Source organism: Streptomyces sp. NPDC006544 (genome assembly GCF_040611715.1).
Classification (GTDB): Bacteria; Actinomycetota; Actinomycetes; order Streptomycetales; family Streptomycetaceae; genus Streptomyces.
Window position 1 is genome coordinate 1 of sequence record NZ_JBEXOV010000106.1, and the last position, 22,491, is coordinate 22,491.

General features: G+C 71.8%; 18 protein-coding genes. 2 read left to right on the forward strand and 16 right to left on the reverse strand.

Annotation, left to right across the window (positions count from 1 at the left end):
• Window positions 1-1,129: 1,129 nt before the first annotated feature.
• Window positions 1,130-2,611, reverse strand: a complete 1,482-nt coding sequence (locus ABZY44_RS32035) for a transcription antitermination factor NusB (protein WP_356659994.1) — start codon at window positions 2,609-2,611, stop codon at window positions 1,130-1,132.
• A 121-nt stretch (window positions 2,612-2,732) separates the two neighbouring features.
• Complete coding sequence (fmt, locus tag ABZY44_RS32040; RefSeq protein WP_356659996.1) at window positions 2,733-3,677, reverse strand: methionyl-tRNA formyltransferase; 945 nt, start codon at window positions 3,675-3,677, stop codon at window positions 2,733-2,735.
• 272 nt (window positions 3,678-3,949) lie between these two features.
• Here fmt and ABZY44_RS32045 point away from each other — a divergent pair, with 272 nt between their 5' ends.
• Complete coding sequence (locus tag ABZY44_RS32045; protein WP_356659998.1) at window positions 3,950-4,567, forward strand: hypothetical protein; 618 nt, start codon at window positions 3,950-3,952, stop codon at window positions 4,565-4,567.
• Window positions 4,568-4,759: 192 nt separating this feature from the next.
• Here ABZY44_RS32045 and ABZY44_RS32050 read toward each other — a convergent pair whose 3' ends face one another.
• The 14 genes from ABZY44_RS32050 to pyrR form a co-directional block, all read right to left on the reverse strand.
• A complete protein-coding gene (locus tag ABZY44_RS32050) occupies window positions 4,760-6,886 on the reverse strand; it encodes a primosomal protein N' (RefSeq protein WP_356660000.1) in 2,127 nt (708 codons plus the stop codon).
• A gap of 143 nt (window positions 6,887-7,029) precedes the next feature.
• On the reverse strand, window positions 7,030-8,238 hold the full coding sequence (metK, locus tag ABZY44_RS32055; protein WP_356660002.1) for a methionine adenosyltransferase: 1,209 nt from the start codon (window positions 8,236-8,238) through the stop codon (window positions 7,030-7,032).
• A 194-nt stretch (window positions 8,239-8,432) separates the two neighbouring features.
• On the reverse strand, window positions 8,433-9,647 hold the full coding sequence (gene coaBC, locus ABZY44_RS32060) for a bifunctional phosphopantothenoylcysteine decarboxylase/phosphopantothenate--cysteine ligase CoaBC (RefSeq protein ID WP_356660004.1): 1,215 nt from the start codon (window positions 9,645-9,647) through the stop codon (window positions 8,433-8,435).
• 110 nt (window positions 9,648-9,757) lie between these two features.
• The gene (gene rpoZ, locus ABZY44_RS32065; RefSeq protein ID WP_215032941.1) at window positions 9,758-10,030 is read right to left on the reverse strand and encodes a DNA-directed RNA polymerase subunit omega; all 273 of its coding nucleotides are present in this window, start codon (window positions 10,028-10,030) and stop codon (window positions 9,758-9,760) included.
• Window positions 10,031-10,105: 75 nt separating this feature from the next.
• Window positions 10,106-10,669: a guanylate kinase gene (gene gmk / locus ABZY44_RS32070; RefSeq protein ID WP_356660006.1), complete on the reverse strand. Its 564-nt coding sequence runs from the start codon at window positions 10,667-10,669 to the stop codon at window positions 10,106-10,108.
• A gap of 61 nt (window positions 10,670-10,730) precedes the next feature.
• The gene (locus ABZY44_RS32075) at window positions 10,731-11,054 is read right to left on the reverse strand and encodes an integration host factor (protein WP_112452485.1); all 324 of its coding nucleotides are present in this window, start codon (window positions 11,052-11,054) and stop codon (window positions 10,731-10,733) included.
• A gap of 445 nt (window positions 11,055-11,499) precedes the next feature.
• Window positions 11,500-12,348, reverse strand: coding sequence for an orotidine-5'-phosphate decarboxylase (gene pyrF / locus ABZY44_RS32080; protein ID WP_356660008.1), 849 nt, complete (start codon window positions 12,346-12,348; stop codon window positions 11,500-11,502).
• Entirely contained in the window at window positions 12,345-13,469 is a 1,125-nt protein-coding gene (locus ABZY44_RS32085) for a quinone-dependent dihydroorotate dehydrogenase (protein ID WP_356660010.1), read from the reverse strand. The genes pyrF and ABZY44_RS32085 overlap by 4 nt, the downstream gene beginning before the upstream one ends.
• 86 nt (window positions 13,470-13,555) lie before the next feature.
• Complete coding sequence (gene carB / locus ABZY44_RS32090; protein ID WP_356660012.1) at window positions 13,556-16,864, reverse strand: carbamoyl-phosphate synthase large subunit; 3,309 nt, start codon at window positions 16,862-16,864, stop codon at window positions 13,556-13,558.
• On the reverse strand, window positions 16,857-17,999 hold the full coding sequence (gene carA / locus ABZY44_RS32095) for a glutamine-hydrolyzing carbamoyl-phosphate synthase small subunit (protein WP_356660014.1): 1,143 nt from the start codon (window positions 17,997-17,999) through the stop codon (window positions 16,857-16,859). The genes carB and carA overlap by 8 nt, the downstream gene beginning before the upstream one ends.
• Window positions 17,996-18,574 (reverse strand): hypothetical protein, encoded by a 579-nt coding sequence (locus tag ABZY44_RS32100; protein ID WP_356660016.1) that lies wholly within the window; start codon window positions 18,572-18,574, stop codon window positions 17,996-17,998. The genes carA and ABZY44_RS32100 overlap by 4 nt, the downstream gene beginning before the upstream one ends.
• Entirely contained in the window at window positions 18,571-19,857 is a 1,287-nt protein-coding gene (locus ABZY44_RS32105; RefSeq protein ID WP_356660018.1) for a dihydroorotase, read from the reverse strand. The genes ABZY44_RS32100 and ABZY44_RS32105 overlap by 4 nt, the downstream gene beginning before the upstream one ends.
• A gap of 2 nt (window positions 19,858-19,859) precedes the next feature.
• Window positions 19,860-20,852, reverse strand: coding sequence for an aspartate carbamoyltransferase catalytic subunit (locus tag ABZY44_RS32110; protein ID WP_356660020.1), 993 nt, complete (start codon window positions 20,850-20,852; stop codon window positions 19,860-19,862).
• A 121-nt stretch (window positions 20,853-20,973) separates the two neighbouring features.
• The gene (gene pyrR / locus ABZY44_RS32115) at window positions 20,974-21,546 is read right to left on the reverse strand and encodes a bifunctional pyr operon transcriptional regulator/uracil phosphoribosyltransferase PyrR (protein WP_356660022.1); all 573 of its coding nucleotides are present in this window, start codon (window positions 21,544-21,546) and stop codon (window positions 20,974-20,976) included.
• Window positions 21,547-21,811: 265 nt separating this feature from the next.
• On the opposite strand from pyrR, the gene bldD reads away from it, so the two are divergent.
• A complete protein-coding gene (gene bldD, locus ABZY44_RS32120; RefSeq protein ID WP_069929708.1) occupies window positions 21,812-22,312 on the forward strand; it encodes a transcriptional regulator BldD in 501 nt (166 codons plus the stop codon).
• Window positions 22,313-22,491: the final 179 nt, after the last annotated feature.

The following is a 22,491-nucleotide window of genomic DNA, read 5'->3' on the forward strand; positions in this document are numbered from 1 at the left end:
CGGGGGGTGGGGGGTGGGGGCCCTGAGGGGGGTGGGGCGGGGGCGTTGACGGTGGGGCGGGGGTGGGGTGGGGGTGGGGTGGGCCTGGGCTGCGGCCTGTCGGGTGCGTTGACAGTTCCTGGGGGCGTCCCGGGAGTCCAGCGTCCTTCCGGTGCGGGCCGCCCCGCCAAGGGCGCTCCTCCTTCGTCGTCGCGTCGCTGCGCGATGGCCTTCGGCCACCCTTGACCGACCGGCCCACCCCGAAATGCCACAAGACTCCCGGGATCCCCCCGGAGGGGGGATGCCCTGGGGTGTGAGGGGGAGGGAGGGCCGGATCAGGGATGCCGGTGCCCGGTCCCGTCGGCCAACCCGCAGCACGAGAGGTCGACGGGAAGCGCCTGGCGGTCCGTCGGACGCGTCAGATCGCTACACAGTCGCTCTCGGCTTAGCGGCTGCGGGGCCGACAGGGGCTGATCAGAGGCCGCGAACGGTCCGGGGGCGGCTGACGTCGTCTGGCGACGGTCTCTTCGTCCTCAGAGCCCGAGAAGTGATCGTTTGACCCCCAACCGGCCACCAAACCGGGACAAATACCCCCCATGCCCCCCATGGCTCCCACGGGGTGGGCGGGTCGGTGCGCGCGGACGGCCGTGGGCGGCTTATGTCCAGCCCCAGGCGGGCCGCAGCCGCTAAGCCGAGAGCGACTGTGTAGCGATCTGACGCGCCTCAGGGCCCGGGAGGGTGCTCCTGTCGTCCTTCCGAGGGTCCCGCCTCCCCCCACCTCCGGGCAGGCGGCCACTCCCGACTGCCGGAACCGTTGGCTGACCGGCGGGACCGGGCTCGACGCCTCCCTGATCCGGCCGCCCCTCCCCCTCACATGCCCAGGGCATCCCCCCTCCGGGGGGATCCCGGGAGTCTTGTGGCGTTCCGGGGCGGGCCGGTCGGTCAAGGGTGGCCGAAGGCCATCGCGCAGCGACGCGACCGAAGGGAGCGCCCTTGACGGACCGGCCCGCACCGGAAGGACGCTGGACTCCCGGGACGCCCCCAGGAACTGTCACCGCACCCGACAGACCGCAGCCCAGGCCCACCCCACCCCCGAGCCCCCGGCAACACCCCGACCCCCAACCCCCTACCCCGTGCGCCGAATCAGCGCCTACCCCGTGCGCCGAATCAGCGCCAGGTACATCGCGTCCGTCCCGTGCAAGTGCGGCCACAGCTGTACGTCCGGGCCGTCGCCCAGGGCCGGGACCCCCTGCATGTACGGCCGTGCGTCGATCAGTTCCGCCTCCACCGGGGCGGCGCCCGCGCCGCGGCCCTTGAGGACGTCCTCCACCACGACCCGGGTCTCCGCCAGGTGCGGCGAGCACGTGGCGTAGCCCACGATGCCGCCGACCCGGACCGCGGACAGGGCCTCGCGCAGCAGACCTCGCTGGAGCGGTGCGAAGTTCTCCAGGTCCTCCGGCCGGCGTCGCCACCGCGCCTCCGGGCGGCGGCGCAGCGCGCCCAGCCCGGAACAGGGCACGTCCATCAGGACGCGGTCGAACGACCCCGGCAGCCACGGCGGGCGCGTTCCGTCCGCCGTGATGACCTGGTACGGGCCGGGGTTGCCGACGAGCGCCCGCTCGACCAGCCTCGCCCGGTGCGGCTGCTTCTCGGAGGCCAGGAGGAACGCCCCCCGCTCGGCCGCCAGCGCCGCCAGCAGGGCGGCCTTGCCGCCGGGGCCCGCGCAGCCGTCGAGCCAGCGTGCGTCGCGGCCCTCGACCGGAACGGCCGCGAGGGCCATCGCCACGAGCTGGCTGCCCTCGTCCTGGACTCCGGCGCGCCCCTCGCGCACCGCTTCCAGCGCTCCCGGTTCGCCGCCCTCGGCCATCCGGACGGCGTACGGGGACCAGCGGCCCGGCAGCGCCGAGTCCTCGCCGACCGCCTCCAACAGTTCCTGCGCCGTGGACCGTCCGGGCCGCGCCACCAGGGTGACCTCGGGCCGCTCGTTGTCGGCCTCCAGCAGGTCCTCGATGCCGGCCCGCCCGCCGCCCAGCGCGTCCCACAGTGCGGTGACCACCCACCTGGGGTGCGAGTGGTAGACCGCGAGGTGTTCCTCGGCATCGTCCTCGTACGGCGGTGCGACCTTCTCCAGCCAGCCGTCCAGGTCGTGCGCGGCGATCTTCCGCAGGACCGCGTTCACGAACTTCGCGCGCCCGTCGCCGAGCACCACCCGGGCCAGCTCCACGCTCGCGGACACCGCCGCGTGCGTGGGGATCCGGGTCCCGAGGAGCTGGTGCGCGCCGAGTGAGAGCACGTCCAGGACCGGCGGGTCCACCTCGCGCAGCGGGCGGTCGATGCAGGCCTTGATGACCGCGTCGTACGTGCCCTGGCGGCGCAGCGTCCCGTAGACGAGCTCGGTAGCCAGCGCGGCGTCGCGCGCCTGGAAGCTCTCGTCCTGACGGGCCTTCTTCAGAAGGGGCGGCAGCACGAGGTTCGCGTACGCGTCCCGTTCGTCCACCGCCCGGAGCACCTCGAAGGCCAGCATCCGGACGGGGTCCTTCTGGGGCCTGCGGTAGGGCTTGCCGGTCTTGGCCGGCTTGCCGCCGCCCTTGCCCGAGGTGGCGGCCGGTCGACGAGGGGGCTGTTCGCTCACGTGAAAGGTGCTCCGGGGTTACGTAAAGCCAGGGGATGAGAAGAACGACGAACGTGGTGGCGGGACGAACGAGGTGGTGGAAGGTGTGGATCTCGGGAAGCGACGGGTCGCCCTCCGGAAATCAGCCTACGTCGGTGCCGCCCAGCCGCTCGCCGGGAGCGATCCGCACGCCTCGCGCCCAGTCGGCCGCCTTCATGGGCTTCTTGCCCTGCGGCTGCACCCACAGCAGCTCCACCGCGTGCGAGCCGGTGCCGACGTGGACGTTGTTCTTGCCCGCGCTCAGCTCGCCGGGCTCGAGGTCCGTGCGGTCGGGGACCAGGCCGACGGAGATGAGCTTGAGCCGCTCGCCGCGGAAGACCGTCCACGCGCCCGGCGCCGGGGTGCAGCCGCGCACCAGCCGGTCGGCGCGCATCGCGGGCGCCTTCCAGTCGATCCGGGCGTCCTCGACGGTGATCTTCGGTGCGAGCGAGATGCCGTCCGCGGGCTGCTCGACGGCGCGCAGCGTGCCGTCCTCGATGCCGTCCATGGTGGCGACCAGCAGTCCGGAGCCGGCGAACGCGAGGCGGGTCAGCAGGTCGCCGCTGGTGTCGGTGGCGCGGATCTCCTCGGTCAGGATCCCGTAGACGGGCCCGGAGTCGAGGCCTTCCTCGATCCGGAAGGTGGAGGCTCCGGTGACCTGGTCCCCCGCCATGATCGAGTGCTGTACGGGCGCGGCCCCGCGCCAGGCGGGAAGCAGCGAGAAGTGCAGGTTGACCCAGCCGTGCCGGGGGATCTCGATGGCGCTCTTGGGGATCAGCGCGCCGTAGGCGACGACCGGGCAGCAGTCCGGATCGATCTCGCGCAGCCGGGCCTGGAACTCCGGGTCGCGCGGCCGGGTGGGCTTGAGGACCTCGATGCCGGCTTCCTCGGCGCGCTCGGCGACGGGACTGGCGACGAGGCGCCGGCCTCGGCCGGCGGGTGCGTCGGGCCGGGTGACCACGGCGGCGACCTCGTGCCGCCCGGAGGCGATCAGAGCGTCCAGGGCGGGCACGGCAACCTCGGGGGTGCCTGCGAAGACGAGCTTCACTGGGGTCTACCTCGCTATCTCGGCTGTCAGCAGCGCATCAGTCTATGGGCTGCCCGCCCGCGGTCCCACCTGCGCGTCGGACGTACCCCACGGGCCCGGCGAGGGGGCGTACGCACACACGCGCGCTCCTCGCATATGCCGACACGCCCCCATAGCGTGACCTGGCCGCCCGGTGACGCGTTGGTCAAGAGAGATTGACCGAAACGGGCCGCGAAACAGAACGGTGTCTGCGGCCCTGTCCGCTCTTCAGCACCGGTTCGAGAGGCTTCTTCATGGCCGACCACGCCACCCACGACGCCCAAGCACGGGCCAGCCTGCACCTGCTGGTGCGGGACATCGAGCGGGTTCGCCGGCAGGTGGATGCTCTGCGTACGCTCACCGCCCAGCTCGGCAACGTCTACCGCCCGCGTCGCTCGGGTCCCTCCACGGGCTTCGTCGTCTACGGCCGGGCGCCCGCGCCGACCGTCCGCCTCGCACAGGAGCTGCGGGACAGCGTCGAGACGCTGGTCACCGCCGCGGTGGATTTCGACCGCTCGCTCGGCTTCTCGTGGGACGCGGTCGGCTCGGCGCTCGGCGTCACCAAGCAGGCCGTGCACCGGCGCTACGGTGCCCGGCGCGCGCAGAGCCCCGAGGCCGTCGAGCGCGAGCCGCTGGCCGAGGGCACGACGACCCGGACCCTGGGGCCCCTGCCCACGGTCCCTGCGGCCCGCTCGGTGCCGCCGCAGCCGGTGCGGGTGGACACCCAGACGCACGCCCCTGCGGCGGCGGCTCCGGCAGCGGCCGTGGCAGGGGCTGTGGCCGTGGCCGCGACAGGTGCCGGGGCCGTGACAGGTGCCGGGGCCGTGACAGGTGCCCGGCCCGGGGCGTTTCCCGGCCCGCGCAACGGCTGACCCGTTCCCGCCGGGACGCCGACCCCCGACGGACCCCGCCCCCGACGGCGCGACCCACCCGGTCGCTCCGCCGGGGGCGTCTTGCGTCCCCGGTGTGTCTTGCGTCCCCGGTGGCAGGGCTCCTCCGCCCCGCGGGCGACGCGCCGGCCACCGCCGCGAGGGTCCCCCTCGGAGGGCCCGGGCCCCCGGCCGTCAGCCGATCTCCGGCGGGTCGATCCGGACCCGGACGGCCTCCGACGCCGGAGCGCCCCGCGCCAGCCGGGCCGCCTGCGCCGCCTTCAGGGCCGCGGCCAGCGCGGCCCCGCTGCCCGGCGGGACGCGGACCAGTGCCCGCTCCCCCGGCGAGGCCTCGCCGCGCCGTCCCGGCAACGGGACCGGGCCCAGGACCTCCGCGTCCGCCGGCAGTGCGGCGCCCGCCAGGAAGGCCTCGACGGCCTCGGCGGAGCCCGCAGCGACCGCCGCCATCCGGGAGACCGGCGGGAAGCCCAGCTGGGCCCGCTCCGCGAGTTCCCGTACCGCGTGCCCGACGGGGTCCCACCGCACGAGCGCCTGGACCGGGCGCAGCGTGGGCTCGGCGACCACCACGACCTGCCCGTCGCCCCGTACCAGCGAGGCCGCGGCGATCCAGCGCCGCAGCGCGTCCTCGCCCGCCCGCAGGTCCGGCCGGGTCAGCATGGCCCAGCCGTCCAGCAGCAGGGCGGCCGCGTATCCGTCGCCCGTGGCGACGGGTTCGGCGCCGGGCGTGCACACGACCAGCGCGGGCCGGTCCGGCACCTCGTCGAGGACGTGGTCGCGCCCGGAGGTCCGTACGGGCACGGCCGGGAAGGCCCGCCCCAGTTCCTCGGCGGTGCGCCGGGCACCGACCACCTGGGCCCGCAGCCGGAAGGATCCGCATTCCTCGCAGTGCCAGCCGCTCTCCTGCCGTCCGCACCATCCGCAGTGCAGGTCCCGCTCGTCGGGGGCCTCGAGGGGCCCCGCGCAGACCGTGCAGCGGGCCGGGGTCCGGCACCGTTCGCACGCCAGCCGGGGCACGTAGCCGCGCCGGGGCACCTGTACGAGCACGGGCCCGGTCTTCAGTCCCTCCCGTACGGTCTCCCACGCAAGGCTCGGCAGCCGGGCGGCCCGCGCCGCGCCGTCGCGGGCCAGGAGTTCGTCGCCGACGGTCCGGATCCGGGGCGCGTACTTCCGTACCGTCTCCCGGTCGGCCGCCAGCGGGCGGGCCCAGCCCGACTCGACGAGCTGGGCGGCCTCCACGGTGCAGCTGGTGCCGCCCGCCAGGAAGGCGCAGCCGTCGGTGACCGCGCGCAGTTCCAGTACCTCGCGGACATGCGGGAAGGGGGCGTGGTCGTCGCTGTGGCTGGAGTCCCCGTCGTCCCAGACGGCGACCAGGCCGAGGTCCTGGACGGGGGCGAACATGGCGGCCCGCGTGCCGACCACGGCCCGCACCGAGCCCCGGCTGACGGCGAGCCACTGGCGGTAGCGCTTCTCGGGCCCCGACTCGGCGGTGAGCAGCGCGTGCCGTCCCTCGCCGAGCAGGGCGGTCAGGGCGGCGTCCACGCGGGAGGCGGTACGCCCGTCGGGGACCACGGCCAGGGCGCCGCGGCCGGAGGCGAGGGTCGCGGCCATGGCGCGGGCCAGCTCGTCCGCCCAGCCGGGGCCGGGCAGGGCGGTCCACACCGCACGCGGGGTGGACCCGGCGGCCAGGGCCCTGAGGAAGCCGGGGCCCGCGGCGTACCGCTCCCAGCCGGCGGGCTCGGGCGCGGGGGGCGGCGGCAGCGGCTCGGGGGACGGTTTGGCTTCGGCGCGGGCGTTGCGCGGCGGCAGCGCGAGCTGGAGCACGTCGGCGAGGCTGCCCGCGTACCGGTCGGCGACGGCGCGGGCGAGGGCGAGCATGCGGGGGCCGAGGACGACCTCGGAGGAGACGACCTGGGCGAGCGCGGCGAGCGCGCCGTTGTAGTCGGACTCGGCGCGGCGCTCGACGACGAAGCCGTCGATGAGTCCGCCGCCCTCGCGGCGGCCGCCGTGCACCTGGTGGGAGCCGGCGCCGAAGCGGACCCGGACGCGGACTCCGGGCTGCGCGGTCTCGGCGAGGTCGGCGGGGACGGCGTAGTCCCACAGCTGGTCGAGGTGGAGCACGCCCTTGTTGACGAGGATCCGGGCGACGGGCAGTTCCTCGGCGAGGGCCGCTCCGCGCCAGGTCCGCGGCTTGGCCTTGGGCGCCTTGGCCTTCGCCTCGGCGATCGTCTCCCGGATCAGGGCGAGCTGCTCCGGCGGACCGCCCGGCCCGCTCCGCTCCCCCGCGTCATTGGTGCTGCTCACACCCGCATTCTTACCAAACCCCACCGACAACGGCCGGGCCCGGCGGCGGCGCCCGCACCTCCTGCGGTGTCACGGGCACGCGCGAGGCCCCGGACCGCTGGGGTCCGGGGCCTCGCGTACGGCGGAACTACCGCCGGGGGGTCTTACAGACCTGCGGCGGCGCGCAGGGCGTCGACGCGGTCGGTGCGCTCCCAGGTGAAGTCCGGCAGCTCGCGGCCGAAGTGGCCGTAGGCGGCGGTCTGGGCGTAGATCGGGCGGAGCAGGTCGAGGTCGCGGATGATCGCGGCCGGACGCAGGTCGAAGACCTGGCCGATCGCGTCCTCGATCTTCTGCACGTCCACCTTGTGGGTGCCGAAGGTCTCGACGAAGAGGCCCACGGGTTCGGCCTTGCCGATGGCGTAGGCGACCTGGACCTCACAGCGCGAGGCGAGGCCGGCGGCGACGACGTTCTTGGCGACCCAGCGCATGGCGTAGGCGGCGGAGCGGTCGACCTTGGAGGGGTCCTTGCCGGAGAAGGCGCCGCCGCCGTGGCGGGCCATGCCGCCGTAGGTGTCGATGATGATCTTGCGGCCGGTGAGGCCGGCGTCGCCCATCGGGCCGCCGATCTCGAAGCGCCCGGTCGGGTTGACCAGCAGGCGGTAGCCCTCGGTGTCGAGCTTGATGCCGTCCTCGACGAGCTGCGCGAGGACGTGCTCCACGACGAATTCGCGGATGTCCGGGGCGAGCAGCGAGTCCAGGTCGATGTCCGCCGCGTGCTGCGAGGACACGACGACCGTGTCCAGGCGCACGGCCTTGTCGCCGTCGTACTCGATGGTGACCTGGGTCTTGCCGTCGGGCCGCAGGTACGGGATGGTCCCGTTCTTGCGGACCTCGGACAGCCGCTTGGAGAGGCGGTGCGCGATGTGGATCGGGAGCGGCATCAGCTCCGGGGTCTCGTCGCACGCGTAGCCGAACATCAGGCCCTGGTCGCCTGCGCCCTGCTTGTCGAGCTCGTCTTCGTCGCCCTCGACCCGCTTCTCGTACGCGGTGTCGACGCCCTGCGCGATGTCCGGGGACTGCGCGCCGATCGACACCGACACGCCGCAGGAGGCGCCGTCGAAGCCCTTCTTCGAGGAGTCGTAACCGATCTCGAGGATCTTGTCGCGGACGAGCTGCGCGATCGGCGCGTACGCCTTCGTCGTCACCTCGCCGGCGATGTGGACGAGACCGGTGGTGATCAGGGTCTCCACGGCCACGCGCGAAGTGGGGTCCTCGGTGAGGAGCGCGTCGAGGATGGTGTCGCTGATCTGGTCAGCGATCTTGTCGGGGTGACCCTCGGTCACGGACTCCGAGGTGAACAAGCGACGGGACACAACGCTCCCTGGGGTTGCAGCGGCTGCTGGCTGATCATGGGCGGAACCACATCGGAGGCTGCGCCCGATCACGTTCCGAATGCAGTTTATCGGTCGCCACCGTGCACGGGACCACCTGTCTCGCCCTGTGGGAGGCGTGTGACCTGCGGCACTCCATTCTGACGTAAAGAGATGCCTGCGGAAAGAGCCGCCGCTCAGGCGCGTCGCGGCGCGATGCGCAGGACGACGTGATCCCAAATGACCTCGGCGAGTGCTTCCTTCGGACCGTAGGGCACGGCCGTCTCGGTTCCGTCGGAGGCCAGAACCACCGCTTCGTTCTCCTCCGAACCGAAGGTCTTGGTCTCCCCGACCTCGTTCACGACGAGGAGATCACACCCCTTGCGGAGGAGTTTGGCGCGGCCGTTGGCGAGCACGTCGTCCGTCTCCGCCGCGAACCCCACGACGACCTGGCCCTCCCGGGCGCGGTCGGCGGAAATCTCGGCGAGAACGTCCGGATTGCGTACGAGGGCCACCGGCGCCGGCTCCTGCCCGTCCTTCTTCTTGATCTTCCCGCTCGCGTAGGCGGACGGCCGGAAGTCCGCCACGGCCGCCGCCATCACCACGGCGTCGGCGTCCGCGGCGGCCTTGACCACCGCCTCGCGCAGCTGCAGGGCGGTCCCGACCCGTACGACGTCCACCCCGGCCGGGTCGGCCAGGGCGGCGTTCGCGGAGATCAGGGTGACCCTGGCCCCCCGCGCGACGGCGGTGCGGGCCAGGGCGTAGCCCTGCTTGCCGGAGGAGCGGTTGCCGAGGAAGCGGACCGGGTCCAGCGGCTCACGGGTACCGCCCGCGCTGACCACCACGTGCCGGCCGGCGAGGTCGGGCTCGGCCGCCCCGCGCGCCAGGACCCCGCGGCAGACCTCGAAGATCTCCTCGGGATCGGGCAGCCGCCCCTTGCCGGTGTCCTTGCCGGTGAGCCGCCCGACGGCGGGCTCGATGACCACGGCGCCGCGGCGGCGCAGCGTGGCGACGTTCTCCTGGGTGGCCGGGTGCTCCCACATCTCGGTGTGCATCGCGGGTGCGAACACGACGGGGCAGCGCGCGGTGAGCAGGGTGTTGGTGAGCAGGTCGTCGGCGAGCCCGTGGGCGGCCTTGGCCAGCATGTCGGCGGTGGCCGGGGCGACGACGACGAGGTCGGCGGTCTGGCCGATGCGCACGTGCGGCACTTCGTGGACGGACTCCCAGACCTCGGTGGAGGCCGGATGACCGGAGAGGGCGGCCCAGGTGGCCTCGCCGACGAAGTTCAAGGACGACGCCGTCGGCACCACGCGCACGTCGTGTCCGGATTCGGTCAGCCGGCGCAGGAGCTCGCACGCCTTGTAAGCGGCGATCCCGCCACTGACTCCGAGTACGACCTTCGGCTTACCCACCACACACGCCCCTTCGGCTGGTCCCCGTACGCACACCTGATGACACCTATGACACACCACAGGCCCGGCAGATGTTCTGCCGGGCCTGTGGTGAAAGGAGAACTCGCGCCTTACTGAGCCGGGGCCTCGATGGCCTCGGCGGTCAGCAGACCCGCGTTGATCTCGCGCAGCGCGATCGAAAGCGGCTTCTCGTGGACGTGGGTGTCCACCAGCGGGCCGACGTACTCGAGCAGGCCCTCACCGAGCTGCGAGTAGTACGCGTTGATCTGACGCGCACGCTTGGCCGCGTAGATCACGAGGCTGTACTTCGAGTCCGTGGCCTCGAGCAGCTCGTCGATCGGCGGGTTGATGATGCCCTCGGGCGCGGTGATGGAAGAGGACACGCTCTACCTTCCGAAGATGGGTTGAAAGATCGGAACGTTGGACGAACACCGATCGACTGAAACATCGATCAACGATCAAACAACATTCATCAAGGCTAGCAGCTCGCGCGCCACGTCCTCGACCGAGGTGTTGACCAGGGTGGTGTCGAACTCGGGCTCGGCAGCCAGTTCGATCTTGGCGCTGGCGAGCCGACGCTCGATGACCTCTGCCGATTCGGTACCCCGGCCGGTGAGCCGGCGGACCAGCTCGTCCCAGCTCGGAGGCGCCAGGAAGACCAGCTGCGCCTCCGCCAGCGACTCGCGGACGAGTCGCGCGCCCTGGAGATCGATCTCCAGCAGGACCGGCTCGCCGTTCTCCAGGCGTTCCAGCACTGCGCCGCGCGGTGTGCCGTAGCGGTTGCCCGCGAATTCGGCCCACTCCAGCAGCTCGCCGTTGGCGATCAGCTTGTCGAACTCGTCGTCGTTGACGAAGAAGTAGTGGATTCCGTGTCGCTCACCGGGCCGCGGCTTGCGGGTGGTGGCCGACACCGAGAGCCAGACCTCGGGGTGGACCTTGCGCATATGCGCGACGACCGTGCTCTTGCCGACCCCCGAAGGGCCGGAGAGCACGGTCAGCCGCGGACGAACCTCTGCTGCCATAGACCGATTATCCAGCTTCTCGGGACTGCTTGAGAACGCCGGGGGACCGTCAGGCAACGCTCTAGCCGGCAGGAGTGCCGAACTCACGCTCCAGGGAAGCGATCTGGTTGGAACCGAGACCTCGAACACGCCGGGACTCGGAGATGCCGAGGCGCTCCATGATCTGCTTGGCGCGCACCTTGCCCACGCCAGGCAGGGACTCCAGGAGTGCGGAGACCTTCATCTTGCCGATGACGTCATTCTCCTGGCCCGTCTTGATGACGTCTTGGAGGGAGGCGCCGGAATGCTTGAGTCGATTCTTCACCTCGGCCCGCTCCCGGCGAGCCGCGGCGGCCTTTTCGAGCGCTGCTGCGCGCTGTTCAGGGGTAAGGGGCGGAAGAGCCACGCCTACGTCACCTCGGATGTCGAACTGTCGGATACGGACCAGTGCGGAGCCGGAAGGCACCACACCAGGGAAGCGCCCGAACAGCAGTGGTGCTCGATCGCTGTTCGTTCACTCTGGTCGGAGACTAGCGGCCATGACCGCTCCAGTCAGCGAGAACGGACGAAAAGTCCTGGTCAGCCTCCACTGAACCGTACATCACGGACAAAGTACCCCTGTTTTGTCCGGTGAAAGACGTTCGAATTTCGTCAGACAGTGCGATGAGCTCGGCCGATGGCGTCCTCGAACGCTCCGGTTCGCGCCCGCCGAGTGCCGAACGCGGCCCTCCGGGCCCCTCGCCGCCGCGGACGGATCACCGAACGGGCCGTGCCGACATGTCGACATATCCGGGTCCTCGGGCAGGTACCGGCCCCGTCCCGGTGACGGGGCCGCGCGCGGCGCCGGGCCGTCAGACGGAGACGGCCTCGCGGATCTCCTCCGCGAAGGCGCGGGCCGAGGCCCGCAGCGCACCGGCGTCCGGGCCGTGCCGCAGTACGCCCCGCGACACGTTCGGGACGACGTTGCGGACGGCCGCGCCGAAGACCGCCGGGAGGTCCGCCGCCGCCGCGCCCTGCGCGCCGATGCCGGGGGCCAGCAGCGGCCCGTTGATGTCCAGGTCGAAGGAGGACAGGTCTCCGAGGGTCGCGCCCACGACGGCTCCGAAGGAGCCCATCGGGGAGGCCCCCGCGTTCTCCGCCGCCAGGTGCCCCAGCATCGTCGCGCCGATCGAGAGGCCGTCCGACCGCACCGCCCGCTGGACCTCCGCGCCCTCCGGGTTCGAGGTCAGGGCCAGGACGAACAGGCCCGCCCCGGAGGCGCGGGCCAGGTCGATCGCCGGGGCGAGGGAGCCGTAGCCCAGGTACGGGGAGACGGTGAGCGCGTCGGAGAAGAGCGGCGAGGACGGCGACAGGAAGGTCTCCGCGTACGCGGCCATGGTCGAGCCGATGTCGCCGCGCTTGGCGTCCATGACGACCAGCGTGCCCGCCGCGCGGGCGTCCGCGACCGTACGCTCCAGGACGGCGACGCCCTTCGATCCGAACCGCTCGAAGAAGGCGGCCTGCGGCTTGAAGACCGCGACCGAGTCCGCCAGGGCCTCGACCACCGTGCGGGAGAACTTCTCCAGGCCGGCCACGTCGTCGTCCAGGCCCCAGGAGTCCAGCAGGGCCGCGTGCGGGTCGATGCCCACGCACAGCGGTCCGCGGGCGTCCATCGCCGCGCGCAGCCGCGTACCGAAGGGGATCACGGGGGCAGAGGTCACAGTGCGGCCTTTCGGTTTTCGGCGCCCACCGCTTCGGCGAGCGTCGCGTACGGGCTGGCGGCCAGGCGCGCGGCGAGGCCCTTGTGGATGGCGCGGGCGTAGAACGGGCCCTCGTAGATGAAGGCGCTGTAGCCCTGGATCAGGGTCGCGCCCGCCAGGATCCGCTGCCAGGCGTCCTCGGCGTTCTCGATGCCGCCGACGCCGACGAGCACCAGACGGTCCCCCACGCGCGCGTAGAGGCGGCGCAGGACCTCCAGGGAGCGCTCCTTGACGGGGGCGCCGGACAGGCCCCCGGTCTCCTTGACCAGGGAGGGGGAGGACTTCAGGCCCAGGCCTTCCCGGGCGATCGTGGTGTTGGTGGCGATGATGCCGTCCAGGCCGAGCTCCAGCGCGAGGTCGGCCACCGCGTCCACGTCCTCGTCGGCGAGGTCCGGAGCGATCTTGACCAGCAGCGGGACCCGGCGGTCGGCCACGGCGCGGTCGGCGGCCTCGCGGACGGCCGTCAGCAGCGGGCGCAGCGACTCGGTGGCCTGGAGGTTGCGCAGGCCCGGCGTGTTCGGCGAGGAGACGTTGACGACGAGGTAGTCGGCGTGGCGGGCGAGGCGCTCGGTGGAGGTGACGTAGTCCGCGACCGCCTCTTCCTCGGGGACGGTCTTGGTCTTGCCGATGTTGACGCCGACGACCGTCCTGCCGCGCCGTGCGCCGAGGGCGGCGCTGCGGGCGGCCAGGCGCGCGGCGACGGCCGCCGAGCCCTCGTTGTTGAAGCCCATGCGGTTGATCAGCGCGCGGTCCGGGACCAGCCGGAACAGCCGCTTCTTCGGGTTGCCCGGCTGGGCCTCGGCCGTGACGGTGCCGATCTCGATGTGGTCGAAGCCGAGCATCGACATCCCGTCGATGGCCACGGCGTTCTTGTCGAAGCCGGCGGCGAGCCCGAAGGGGCCGTGCATCCGCAGGCCCAGGGTCTCGGTGCGCAGGGCCTCGTAGCGGGGGGCCAGGGCGGCGGCGACGAAGGTGCGCAGCACCGGCGTGCGGGCCGTGAGGCGGATCCAGCGGAAGGCCGCGTAGTGGGCCTCCTCGGGGTCCATCCGCTTGAAGACCAGGTTGAAGAAGAGTTTGTACATGGGAAGAAGATCTCTCCTGCGCTCATGAAGAGGGGGACATCCGTCGCGCGTCGCGCATCAGATGTCCCCCTCCCCGGGTCGGGCTGCTAGTCGCGGGCCGCGATCAGGTGCTCCGCGTGCTCCTGGAGCGAGCGGACGCCCACGTCGCCGCGGTTGAGCGCGTCGATGCCCTGGACGGCCGCGGCGAGCGCCTGGACCGTGGTGAGGCACGGGACGCTGCGCGCCACGGCGGCGGTGCGGATCTCGTAGCCGTCGAGGCGGCCGCCGGTGCCGTACGGGGTGTTGACGATCAGGTCGACCTGGCCGTCGTGGATGAGCTGGACGACGGTCTTCTCGCCGTTCGGGCCCTCGCCCTCGCTGAGCTTGCGCACGACGGTGGCGTTGATGCCGTTGCGGCGCAGCACCTCCGCGGTGCCGGAGGTGGCGAGCAGTTCGAAGCCGTGGGCGACGAGCTCGCGCGCCGGGAAGATCATCGATCGCTTGTCGCGGTTGGCGACGGAGATGAACGCGCGGCCCTTGGTGGGCAGCGGGCCGTAGGCGCCGGCCTGCGACTTGGCGTACGCGGTGCCGAAGACGGAGTCGATGCCCATGACCTCGCCGGTGGAGCGCATCTCGGGGCCGAGGACGGTGTCGACGCCGCGGCCGTGGATGTCGCGGAAGCGCGACCACGGCATGACGGCCTCCTTGACGGAGATCGGCGCGTCGAGCGGCAGGGTGCCGCCGTCGCCGGTCTTCGGGAGCATGCCCTCTTCGCGCAGTTCGGCGATGGTGGTGCCGAGCGAGATGCGGGCGGCGGCCTTCGCGAGCGGGACGGCGGTCGCCTTCGAGGTGAAGGGGACGGTCCGGGAGGCGCGCGGGTTGGCCTCGAGGACGTAGAGGATGTCGCCCGCCATCGCGAACTGGATGTTGATCAGGCCGCGGACGCCGACGCCCTTGGCGATGGCCTCGGTGGAGGCGCGCAGCCGCTTGATGTCGTAGCCGCCGAGGGTGATCGGGGGCAGGGCGCAGGCCGAGTCGCCGGAGTGGATGCCGGCCTCCTCGATGTGCTCCATGACGCCGCCGAGGTAGAGCTCGGTGCCGTCGTAGAGGGCGTCGACGTCGATCTCGATGGCGTCGTCGAGGAAGCGGTCGACGAGGACCGGGCGGGTCGGGGAGATCTCGGTGGACTCGGCGATGTACGAGGACAGTCGCTCTTCGTCGTAGACGATCTCCATGCCGCGGCCGCCGAGCACGTACGAGGGGCGTACGAGGACGGGGTAGCCGATCTCGTCGGCGATGGCCTTGGCGCCGGCGAAGGTGGTGGCGGTGCCGTGCTTGGGGGCGGGCAGGCCGGCGTCGGCGAGGACCTGGCCGAAGGCGCCGCGGTCCTCGGCGGCGTGGATGGCCTCCGGCGGGGTGCCGACGACGGGGACGCCGTTGTCCTTGAGGGCCTGGGCGAGGCCCAGGGGGGTCTGGCCGCCGAGCTGGACGATGACGCCGGCGATGGGGCCGGCCAGCGACTCGGCGTGGACGATCTCCAGCACGTCTTCGAGCGTCAGCGGCTCGAAGTACAGGCGGTCGGAGGTGTCGTAGTCCGTGGAGACGGTCTCCGGGTTGCAGTTGACCATCACGGTCTCGTAGCCGGCGTCGCTGAGGGCGAAGGAGGCGTGGACGCAGGAGTAGTCGAACTCGATGCCCTGGCCGATGCGGTTCGGGCCGGAGCCCAGGATGATGACCGCGGGCTTCTCGCGGGGGGCGACCTCGGACTCCTCGTCGTACGAGGAGTAGAAGTACGGGGTCTTCGCGGCGAACTCGGCGGCGCAGGTGTCGACCGTCTTGTAGACCGGGCGGACGCCCAGCGCGTGGCGGACCTCGCGGACGACGTCCTCGCGCAGGCCGCGGATCTCGGCGATCTGGGAGTCGGAGAAGCCGTGGCGCTTCGCTTCGGCGAGGAGCTCGGGGTGGAGCTTGTCGGCGGCGGCCAGCTCGTCCGCGATCTCCTTGATGAGGAAGAGCTGGTCGACGAACCAGGGGTCGATCTTCGTGGACTCGAAGACCTCTTCCTGGGTGGCGCCCGCGCGGATGGCCTGCATGACGGTGTTGATGCGGCCGTCGGTCGGGCGGACCGCGGTGGCGAGGAGCTCTTCCTTGTCGCCGAGGGGGCCGACGAAGGTGAACTGCGAGCCCTTCTTCTCCAGGGAGCGCAGGGCCTTCTGGAGGGCCTCGGTGAAGTTGCGGCCGATGGCCATGGCCTCGCCCACCGACTTCATGGTGGTGGTGAGGGTGGCGTCGGCGTGGGGGAACTTCTCGAAGGCGAAGCGCGGGGCCTTGACGACGACGTAGTCGAGGGACGGCTCGAAGGAGGCCGGGGTCTTCTCGGTGATGTCGTTGGGGACCTCGTCGAGCGTGTAGCCGATGGCCAGCTTGGCGGCGATCTTGGCGATCGGGAAGCCGGTGGCCTTCGACGCGAGCGCCGAGGAGCGCGAGACGCGCGGGTTCATCTCGATGACGATGACGCGGCCGTCGACCGGGTCGATGGCGAACTGGATGTTGCAGCCGCCGGTGTCGACGCCGACCTCGCGGATGATCGCGATGCCGATGTCGCGCAGCCGCTGGTACTCGCGGTCGGTGAGCGTCATGGCCGGGGCGACGGTGATCGAGTCGCCGGTGTGGACGCCCATCGGGTCGAAGTTCTCGATGGAGCAGACGACGACGACGTTGTCCTTGGTGTCGCGCATCAGCTCCAGCTCGTACTCCTTCCAGCCGAGGATGGACTCCTCCAGGAGCACCTCGGTGGTCGGGGAGAGCGTGAGGCCCTGGCCGGCGATGCGGCGCAGCTCGTCCTCGTCGTGGGCGAAGCCGGAGCCGGCGCCGCCCATGGTGAAGGAGGGGCGCACGACGACGGGGTAGCCGCCGAGGGTGTCGACGCCCTGGATGACGTCGTCCATCGTGTGGCAGATGACCGAGCGGGCGGACTCGCCGTAGCCGATCTTGGCCTTGACGGCCTCGACGACGCCCTTGAAGAGCTCGCGGTCCTCGCCCTTGTTGATGGCCTCGACGTTGGCGCCGATGAGCTCGACGTTGTACTTCTCGAGCACGCCCTGTTCGTGCATGGAGATCGCGGTGTTGAGCGCGGTCTGGCCGCCGAGGGTCGGGAGCAGCGCGTCGGGGCGCTCCTTCGCGATGATCTTCTCGACGAATTCCGGGGTGATCGGCTCGACGTACGTGGCGTCGGCGATCTCCGGGTCGGTCATGATCGTGGCGGGGTTGGAGTTCACCAGGATGACCCGCAGGCCCTCGGCCTTGAGGATGCGGCAGGCCTGGGTGCCGGAGTAGTCGAACTCGGCTGCCTGTCCGATGACGATCGGGCCGGAGCCGATGACCAGGACGGACTGGATATCGGTGCGCTTAGGCACGCTCGGCCTCCATCAGCGATACGAAACGGTCGAAGAGGTACGCGGCGTCGTGCGGGCCGGCGGCCGCCTCGGGGTGGTACTGGACGGAGAAGGCCGGCTGGTCGAGCAGCTGGAGGCCTTCGACGACCTGGTCGTTCAGGCAGACGTGCGAGACCTCGGCGCGCCCGTAGGCGGTGTCCGAGACCTTGTCGAGGGGCGCGTCCACGGCGAAGCCGTGGTTGTGCGCGGTGACCTCGACCTTGCCGGTGGTGCGGTCCTGGACCGGCTGGTTGATGCCGCGGTGGCCGTACTTCAGCTTGTAGGTGCCGAAGCCGAGCGCGCGGCCCAGGATCTGGTTGCCGAAGCAGATGCCGAAGAGCGGGGTCTTGCGCGCGAGGACGCCCTGCATGACGGCGACGGGGCCGTCGGCGGTGGCCGGGTCGCCCGGGCCGTTGGAGAAGAACACGCCGTCGGGGTTGACCGCGTAGACGTCCTCGACGGTGGCGGTGGCGGGCAGGACGTGGACCTCGATGCCGCGCTCGGCCATCCGGTGCGGGGTCATGCCCTTGATGCCGAGGTCCACGGCGGCCACGGTGAACTTCTTCTCACCGATGGCGGGGACGACGTACGCCTCCTTGGTGGCGACCTCGGCGGAGAGGTTGGCGCCCTTCATCTGCGGGGCTTCCTGGACGCGGGCCAGCAGAGCCGCGTCGTCGGCGATCGAGGCGCCCGAGAAGATGCCGACGCGCATGGCGCCGCGCTCGCGCAGGTGGCGGGTCAGGGCCCGGGTGTCGACACCGGAGATCCCGACGACGCCCTGCTTGACGAGCTCCTCGTCGAGCGAGCGCTGCGAGCGCCAGTTCGAGGGGATCCGTGCGGGGTCGCGTACGACGTATCCCGCGACCCAGATGCGGGAGGATTCGGGGTCCTCGTCGTTGACGCCCGTGTTGCCCACGTGCGGGGCGGTCATCACGACGACCTGCCGGTGGTACGACGGGTCGGTGAGGGTCTCCTGGTACCCGGTCATCCCGGTGGAGAACACGGCCTCGCCGAAGGTCTCCCCCACAGCGCCGTAGGCGCGGCCGCGGAAGATCCGGCCGTCCTCCAGGACGAGTACGGCGGGAGCTTTGGCTGCTCCCCTGGTGGAGGTCGTCATCGTTCGGCGCCTTCCGTCGTGTGCGAGTGGTTCATGGAGTTGATTGCTTCGACCCAGGCGGCGTGTTCGGCCGCGCGGTCGGAGCGGAATCCGGAGTCGATCTCCTTGTCACCGTGCGCCCAGGTGACGACGAGCAGACCGCCCTCGGTGAGTACCTTGCCCGCGATTCCCTTGTCGAGGCGGGCGCCGCGCAGTCGCGCGGCCGGTACGAAGAAGTCGGTGGCACCCGGACGGACCACGTCGAGGCCCGCGTCGGTGAGCGTGAGCTCGACCCGGCTGCGGACGCCCAGGCCGTGGGCGACGATCCGGTCGAGCCACTGCCCGGCGGTGGTGGACCCGTGGTACCGGCCGGTCAGCGCCAGCCGGTGTGCGGGGAGGCCGCCGGGGGCGGTGGGCAGCTCCGGCAGATCGCTCTGCAGGGTGCCGCGCCATTTCCAGCCCTGCCGCATCAGCCAGTAGACGAAGGCGATGAAGACGAGCAGACCGGCCACCCACGCGATGCGGGCGCCCCAGTCCGTCACCTCCGCCGACTGCCGTTCGGCCTCGGCGGCCAGTTGGATTACTGCAGGTGTCACGCCAGCGTCCCGTCCACGACCGTTGCCCGGCCCCGCAGGAAGGTGTGAGTGACGCGACCCGGCAGCTCACGGCCTTCGTAAGGCGTGTTGCGGCTGCGGGAGGCGAAGTGTGCGGGGTCCACGACACCACGGTACGAGGTATCGACCAAGGTCAGGTTCGCGGGTTCACCTGCCGAGACGGGGCGTCCGTGATGCGGAAGGCCGCCGATGCGCGCCGGCGCGAAGGACATCCGCTCGGCGACGCCCGCCCAGTCGAGCAGGCCGGTCTCCACCATCGTCTGCTGGACGACGGCGAGCGCGGTCTCCAGGCCCACCATGCCCATGGCGGCGGCGGCCCACTCGCAGTCCTTGTCCTCGTGCGGGTGCGGGGCGTGGTCGGTGGCGACGATGTCGATCGTGCCGTCGGCGAGCGCCTCGCGCAGGGCCATGACGTCGGCCTCCGTGCGCAGCGGCGGGTTCACCTTGTAGACCGGGTTGTACGAGCGCACGAGCTCGTCGGTGAGGAGCAGGTGGTGGGGGGTGACCTCGGCGGTGACGTCGATGCCGCGGGACTTGGCCCAGCGGACGATCTCGACGGAGCCGGCCGTGGAGAGGTGGCAGATGTGCACGCGGGAGCCGACGTGCTCGGCGAGGAGCACGTCGCGGGCGATGACCGACTCTTCGGCGACGGCCGGCCAGCCGCCGAGGCCCAGTTCGGCGGAGACGACGCCCTCGTTCATCTGGGCGCCCTCCGTGAGGCGGGGCTCCTGGGCGTGCTGGGCGACGACTCCGCCGAAGGCCTTCACGTACTCCAGGGCGCGGCGCATGATCACGGCGTCGTCCACGCACTTGCCGTCGTCGGAGAAGACGGTGACGCGGGCGGCGGACTCGTGCATGGCGCCCAGCTCGGCGAGCTTCTTGCCCTCCAGGCCGACGGTGACGGCGCCGATGGGCTGCACGTCGCAGTAGCCGGACTCCTTGCCCAGGCGCCATACCTGCTCGACGACTCCGGCGGTGTCGGCGACGGGGAAGGTGTTGGCCATGGCGAAGACGGCGGTGTAGCCGCCGGAGGCTGCGGCGCGGGTGCCGGTGAGGACGGTCTCGGAGTCCTCGCGGCCGGGCTCGCGCAGGTGGGTGTGGAGGTCGACGAGGCCGGGGAGGAGGATCCGGCCGGCTGCCTCGATGACGGTCGCGTCACCGGCGTCCAGGTCCGCGCCGACGGCGGCGATGGTCTCGCCGTCGATCAGGACGTCCTGCGCCTCGCCACCGAGTACCTTCGCGCCACGAATCAGGATCTTGCTCATGGTTACTTGTTCTCCTCGGTGCGGGAAGCGGTGGAGCTGGTGGTGACGGCGGGCTCGGAGCCTCCGAGCAGCAGGTACAGGACGGCCATGCGGATCGAGACGCCGTTGGCGACCTGCTCGACGACCGTGCAGCGGTCGGAGTCGGCGACCTCCGCGGTGATCTCCATGCCGCGGACCATCGGGCCGGGGTGCATCACGATGGCGTGCTCGGGCATCCGCGCCATGCGGGCGCCGTCCAGCCCGTAGCGGCGGGAGTACTCGCGCTCGGTCGGGAAGAAGGCGGCGTTCATCCGCTCGCGCTGCACGCGCAGCATCATGACCGCGTCGGACTTCGGCAGGACCGCGTCCAGGCTGTACGAGATCTCGCAGGGCCAGGCCTCGACGCCGACCGGCACCAGGGTCGGCGGGGCCACGAGGGTGACCTGGGCGCCGAGGGTGTGCAGCAGGTGGACGTTGGAGCGGGCGACCCGGCTGTGCAGGACGTCGCCGACGACGGTGATCCGGCGGCCGTCGAGGTCCTTGCCGAGCCCGGCGTCCTTGCCGACCAGGCGGCGGCGCATGGTGAAGGCGTCGAGCAGGGCCTGGGTGGGGTGCTCGTGGGTGCCGTCGCCGGCGTTGATGACGGGGGCGTCGATCCAGCCGGAGGTCGCGAGCCGGTAGGGGGCGCCGGAGGCGTGGTGCCGGATGACCACGGCGTCGACGCCCATGGCTTCCAGGGTCTGCGCGGTGTCCTTGAGGGACTCGCCCTTGGAGACGCTGGAGCCCTTGGCCGCGAAGTTGATGACGTCGGCGGAGAGGCGCTTCTCGGCGGCCTCGAAGGAGATCCGGGTGCGCGTCGAGTCCTCGAAGAAGAGGTTGCAGATCGTGCGGCCGCGCAGGGTGGGCAGCTTCTTTATCGGCCGGTCCGCGACGCGGGCCATCTCCTCGGCGGTGTCGAGGATGAGGACGGCGTCGTCGCGGGTGAGGTCGGCGGCCGAGATGAGGTGGCGCTTCATCCGGGTACTCCGTAAGTCGGGGAGGGTGGCCAGGCGGACTGGCCGGGGGGGGGCGGTGCGGCGGTGCTGGGGCAGGGCTGAGCGCGGCGCGGACCCGCTCGGGGCCCGTCGCGCGCAGGAGCTAGTTCGCCGTTGCCCGGTCGGTCCGCTGGCCGAGCAGTACGGCGTCCCGGCCGTCCTCCTCCTGGAGCTGGACCTGGACGTTCTCCCGCAGCGACGTGGGGAGGTTCTTGCCGATGTAGTCGGCGCGGATCGGGAGTTCGCGGTGGCCGCGGTCGACGAGGACGGCGAGCTGCACGGCACGGGGCCGGCCGATGTCGCCGAGGGCGTCGAGGGCGGCGCGGATGGTGCGGCCGGAGAAGAGAACGTCGTCGACGAGGACGACCAGGCGGCCGTCGATGTCGTCGCCGGGAATCTCGGTGCGGCCGATGGCGCGGGCCGGCTTCATCCGCAGGTCGTCGCGGTACATGGTGATGTCGAGGGAACCGACCGGGATCTTGGATCCGGTGATCTCCTGGAGCTTGGCCGCCAGCCGGCGGGCCAGGTACACACCGCGGGTGGGGATGCCGAGGAGGACCACGTCGTCGGCGCCCTTGGCGCGTTCGACGATTTCGTGGGCGATGCGGGTCAGGACCCGCGAGATGTCCTGCGCTTCGAGAACGGGGCGCATGACACCGGACTGCTGAGTGTCCATGAAAAGGACCTCCTTCTCCGCCTCACGGGACGGACCTTAAAGGACGTCTGATGTACCTGCTCCACGGTACCAGGGGTCGTCCCGCGGGCCCGCATCGGGGCAGCCCGGGAGCCCTCTTACGTGGGGGTTGGAGACCATTCGGCTTGACGCATCCAAGTAACGCTGCGTAACCTCACAGTGAGTTACCAGCCGCGCGGCGGAGCCGCACGTGGTCCATTCGTCACAGTGTCCATGTCGTCAAAGCGTCACAGCGTCCGGGAGCGTTATGTCCAGCGAATACGCCAAGCAGCTCGGGGCCAAGCTCCGTGCCATCCGCACCCAGCAGGGCCTTTCCCTCCACGGTGTCGAGGAGAAGTCCCAGGGCCGTTGGAAGGCCGTGGTGGTCGGTTCCTACGAGCGCGGAGACCGCGCCGTGACCGTCCAGCGCCTCGCCGAGCTGGCGGACTTCTACGGGGTCCCGGTGCAGGAGCTCCTGCCGGGCACGACCCCCGGCGGCGCGGCCGAGCCGCCGCCGAAGCTGCGCCTCGACCTGGAGCGCCTGGCCCACGTCCCCGCTGAGAAGGCCGGCCCGCTGCAGCGTTACGCGGCGACCATCCAGAGCCAGCGCGGCGACTACAACGGCAAGGTGCTCTCGATCCGCCAGGACGACCTGCGCACCCTCGCCGTCATCTACGACCAGTCCCCCTCGGTGCTGACCGAGCAGCTGATCAGCTGGGGCGTGCTGGACGCGGACGCGCGCCGCGCGGTGGCGCACGAGGACATCTAGTCCGCTAGTCCGCAGCCGTCGTACCGGGCCCAGGCCCAGCAGAAACGTTACCGGCGGGTTCCGGAGAGCCGTGAGGCCCTCCGGTCCGCTGGTCGACCGGGCCGGGCTCCCACGCCAGGTCGGTGAACAGGTCGAAGGCCGCCGGGTTGGTCCCCGTGGCCTCCGGCAGATAGGCGATG

Excerpts from the sequence above, each read along its gene's own strand:
- ABZY44_RS32045 (WP_356659998.1), top strand. The coding sequence starts at position 3,950 with ATGGCCGACCACGCCACCCACGACGCCCAAGCACGGGCCAGCCTGCAC.
- gmk (WP_356660006.1), bottom strand. The coding sequence starts at position 10,669 with ATGGCAGCAGAGGTTCGTCCGCGGCTGACCGTGCTCTCCGGCCCTTCG.
- ABZY44_RS32085 (WP_356660010.1), bottom strand. The coding sequence starts at position 13,469 with ATGTACAAACTCTTCTTCAACCTGGTCTTCAAGCGGATGGACCCCGAG.
- carA (WP_356660014.1), bottom strand. The coding sequence starts at position 17,999 with ATGACGACCTCCACCAGGGGAGCAGCCAAAGCTCCCGCCGTACTCGTC.
- ABZY44_RS32105 (WP_356660018.1), bottom strand. The coding sequence starts at position 19,857 with ATGAGCAAGATCCTGATTCGTGGCGCGAAGGTACTCGGTGGCGAGGCG.
- ABZY44_RS32110 (WP_356660020.1), bottom strand. The coding sequence starts at position 20,852 with ATGAAGCGCCACCTCATCTCGGCCGCCGACCTCACCCGCGACGACGCC.
- pyrR (WP_356660022.1), bottom strand. The coding sequence starts at position 21,546 with ATGGACACTCAGCAGTCCGGTGTCATGCGCCCCGTTCTCGAAGCGCAG.
- bldD (WP_069929708.1), top strand. The coding sequence starts at position 21,812 with ATGTCCAGCGAATACGCCAAGCAGCTCGGGGCCAAGCTCCGTGCCATC.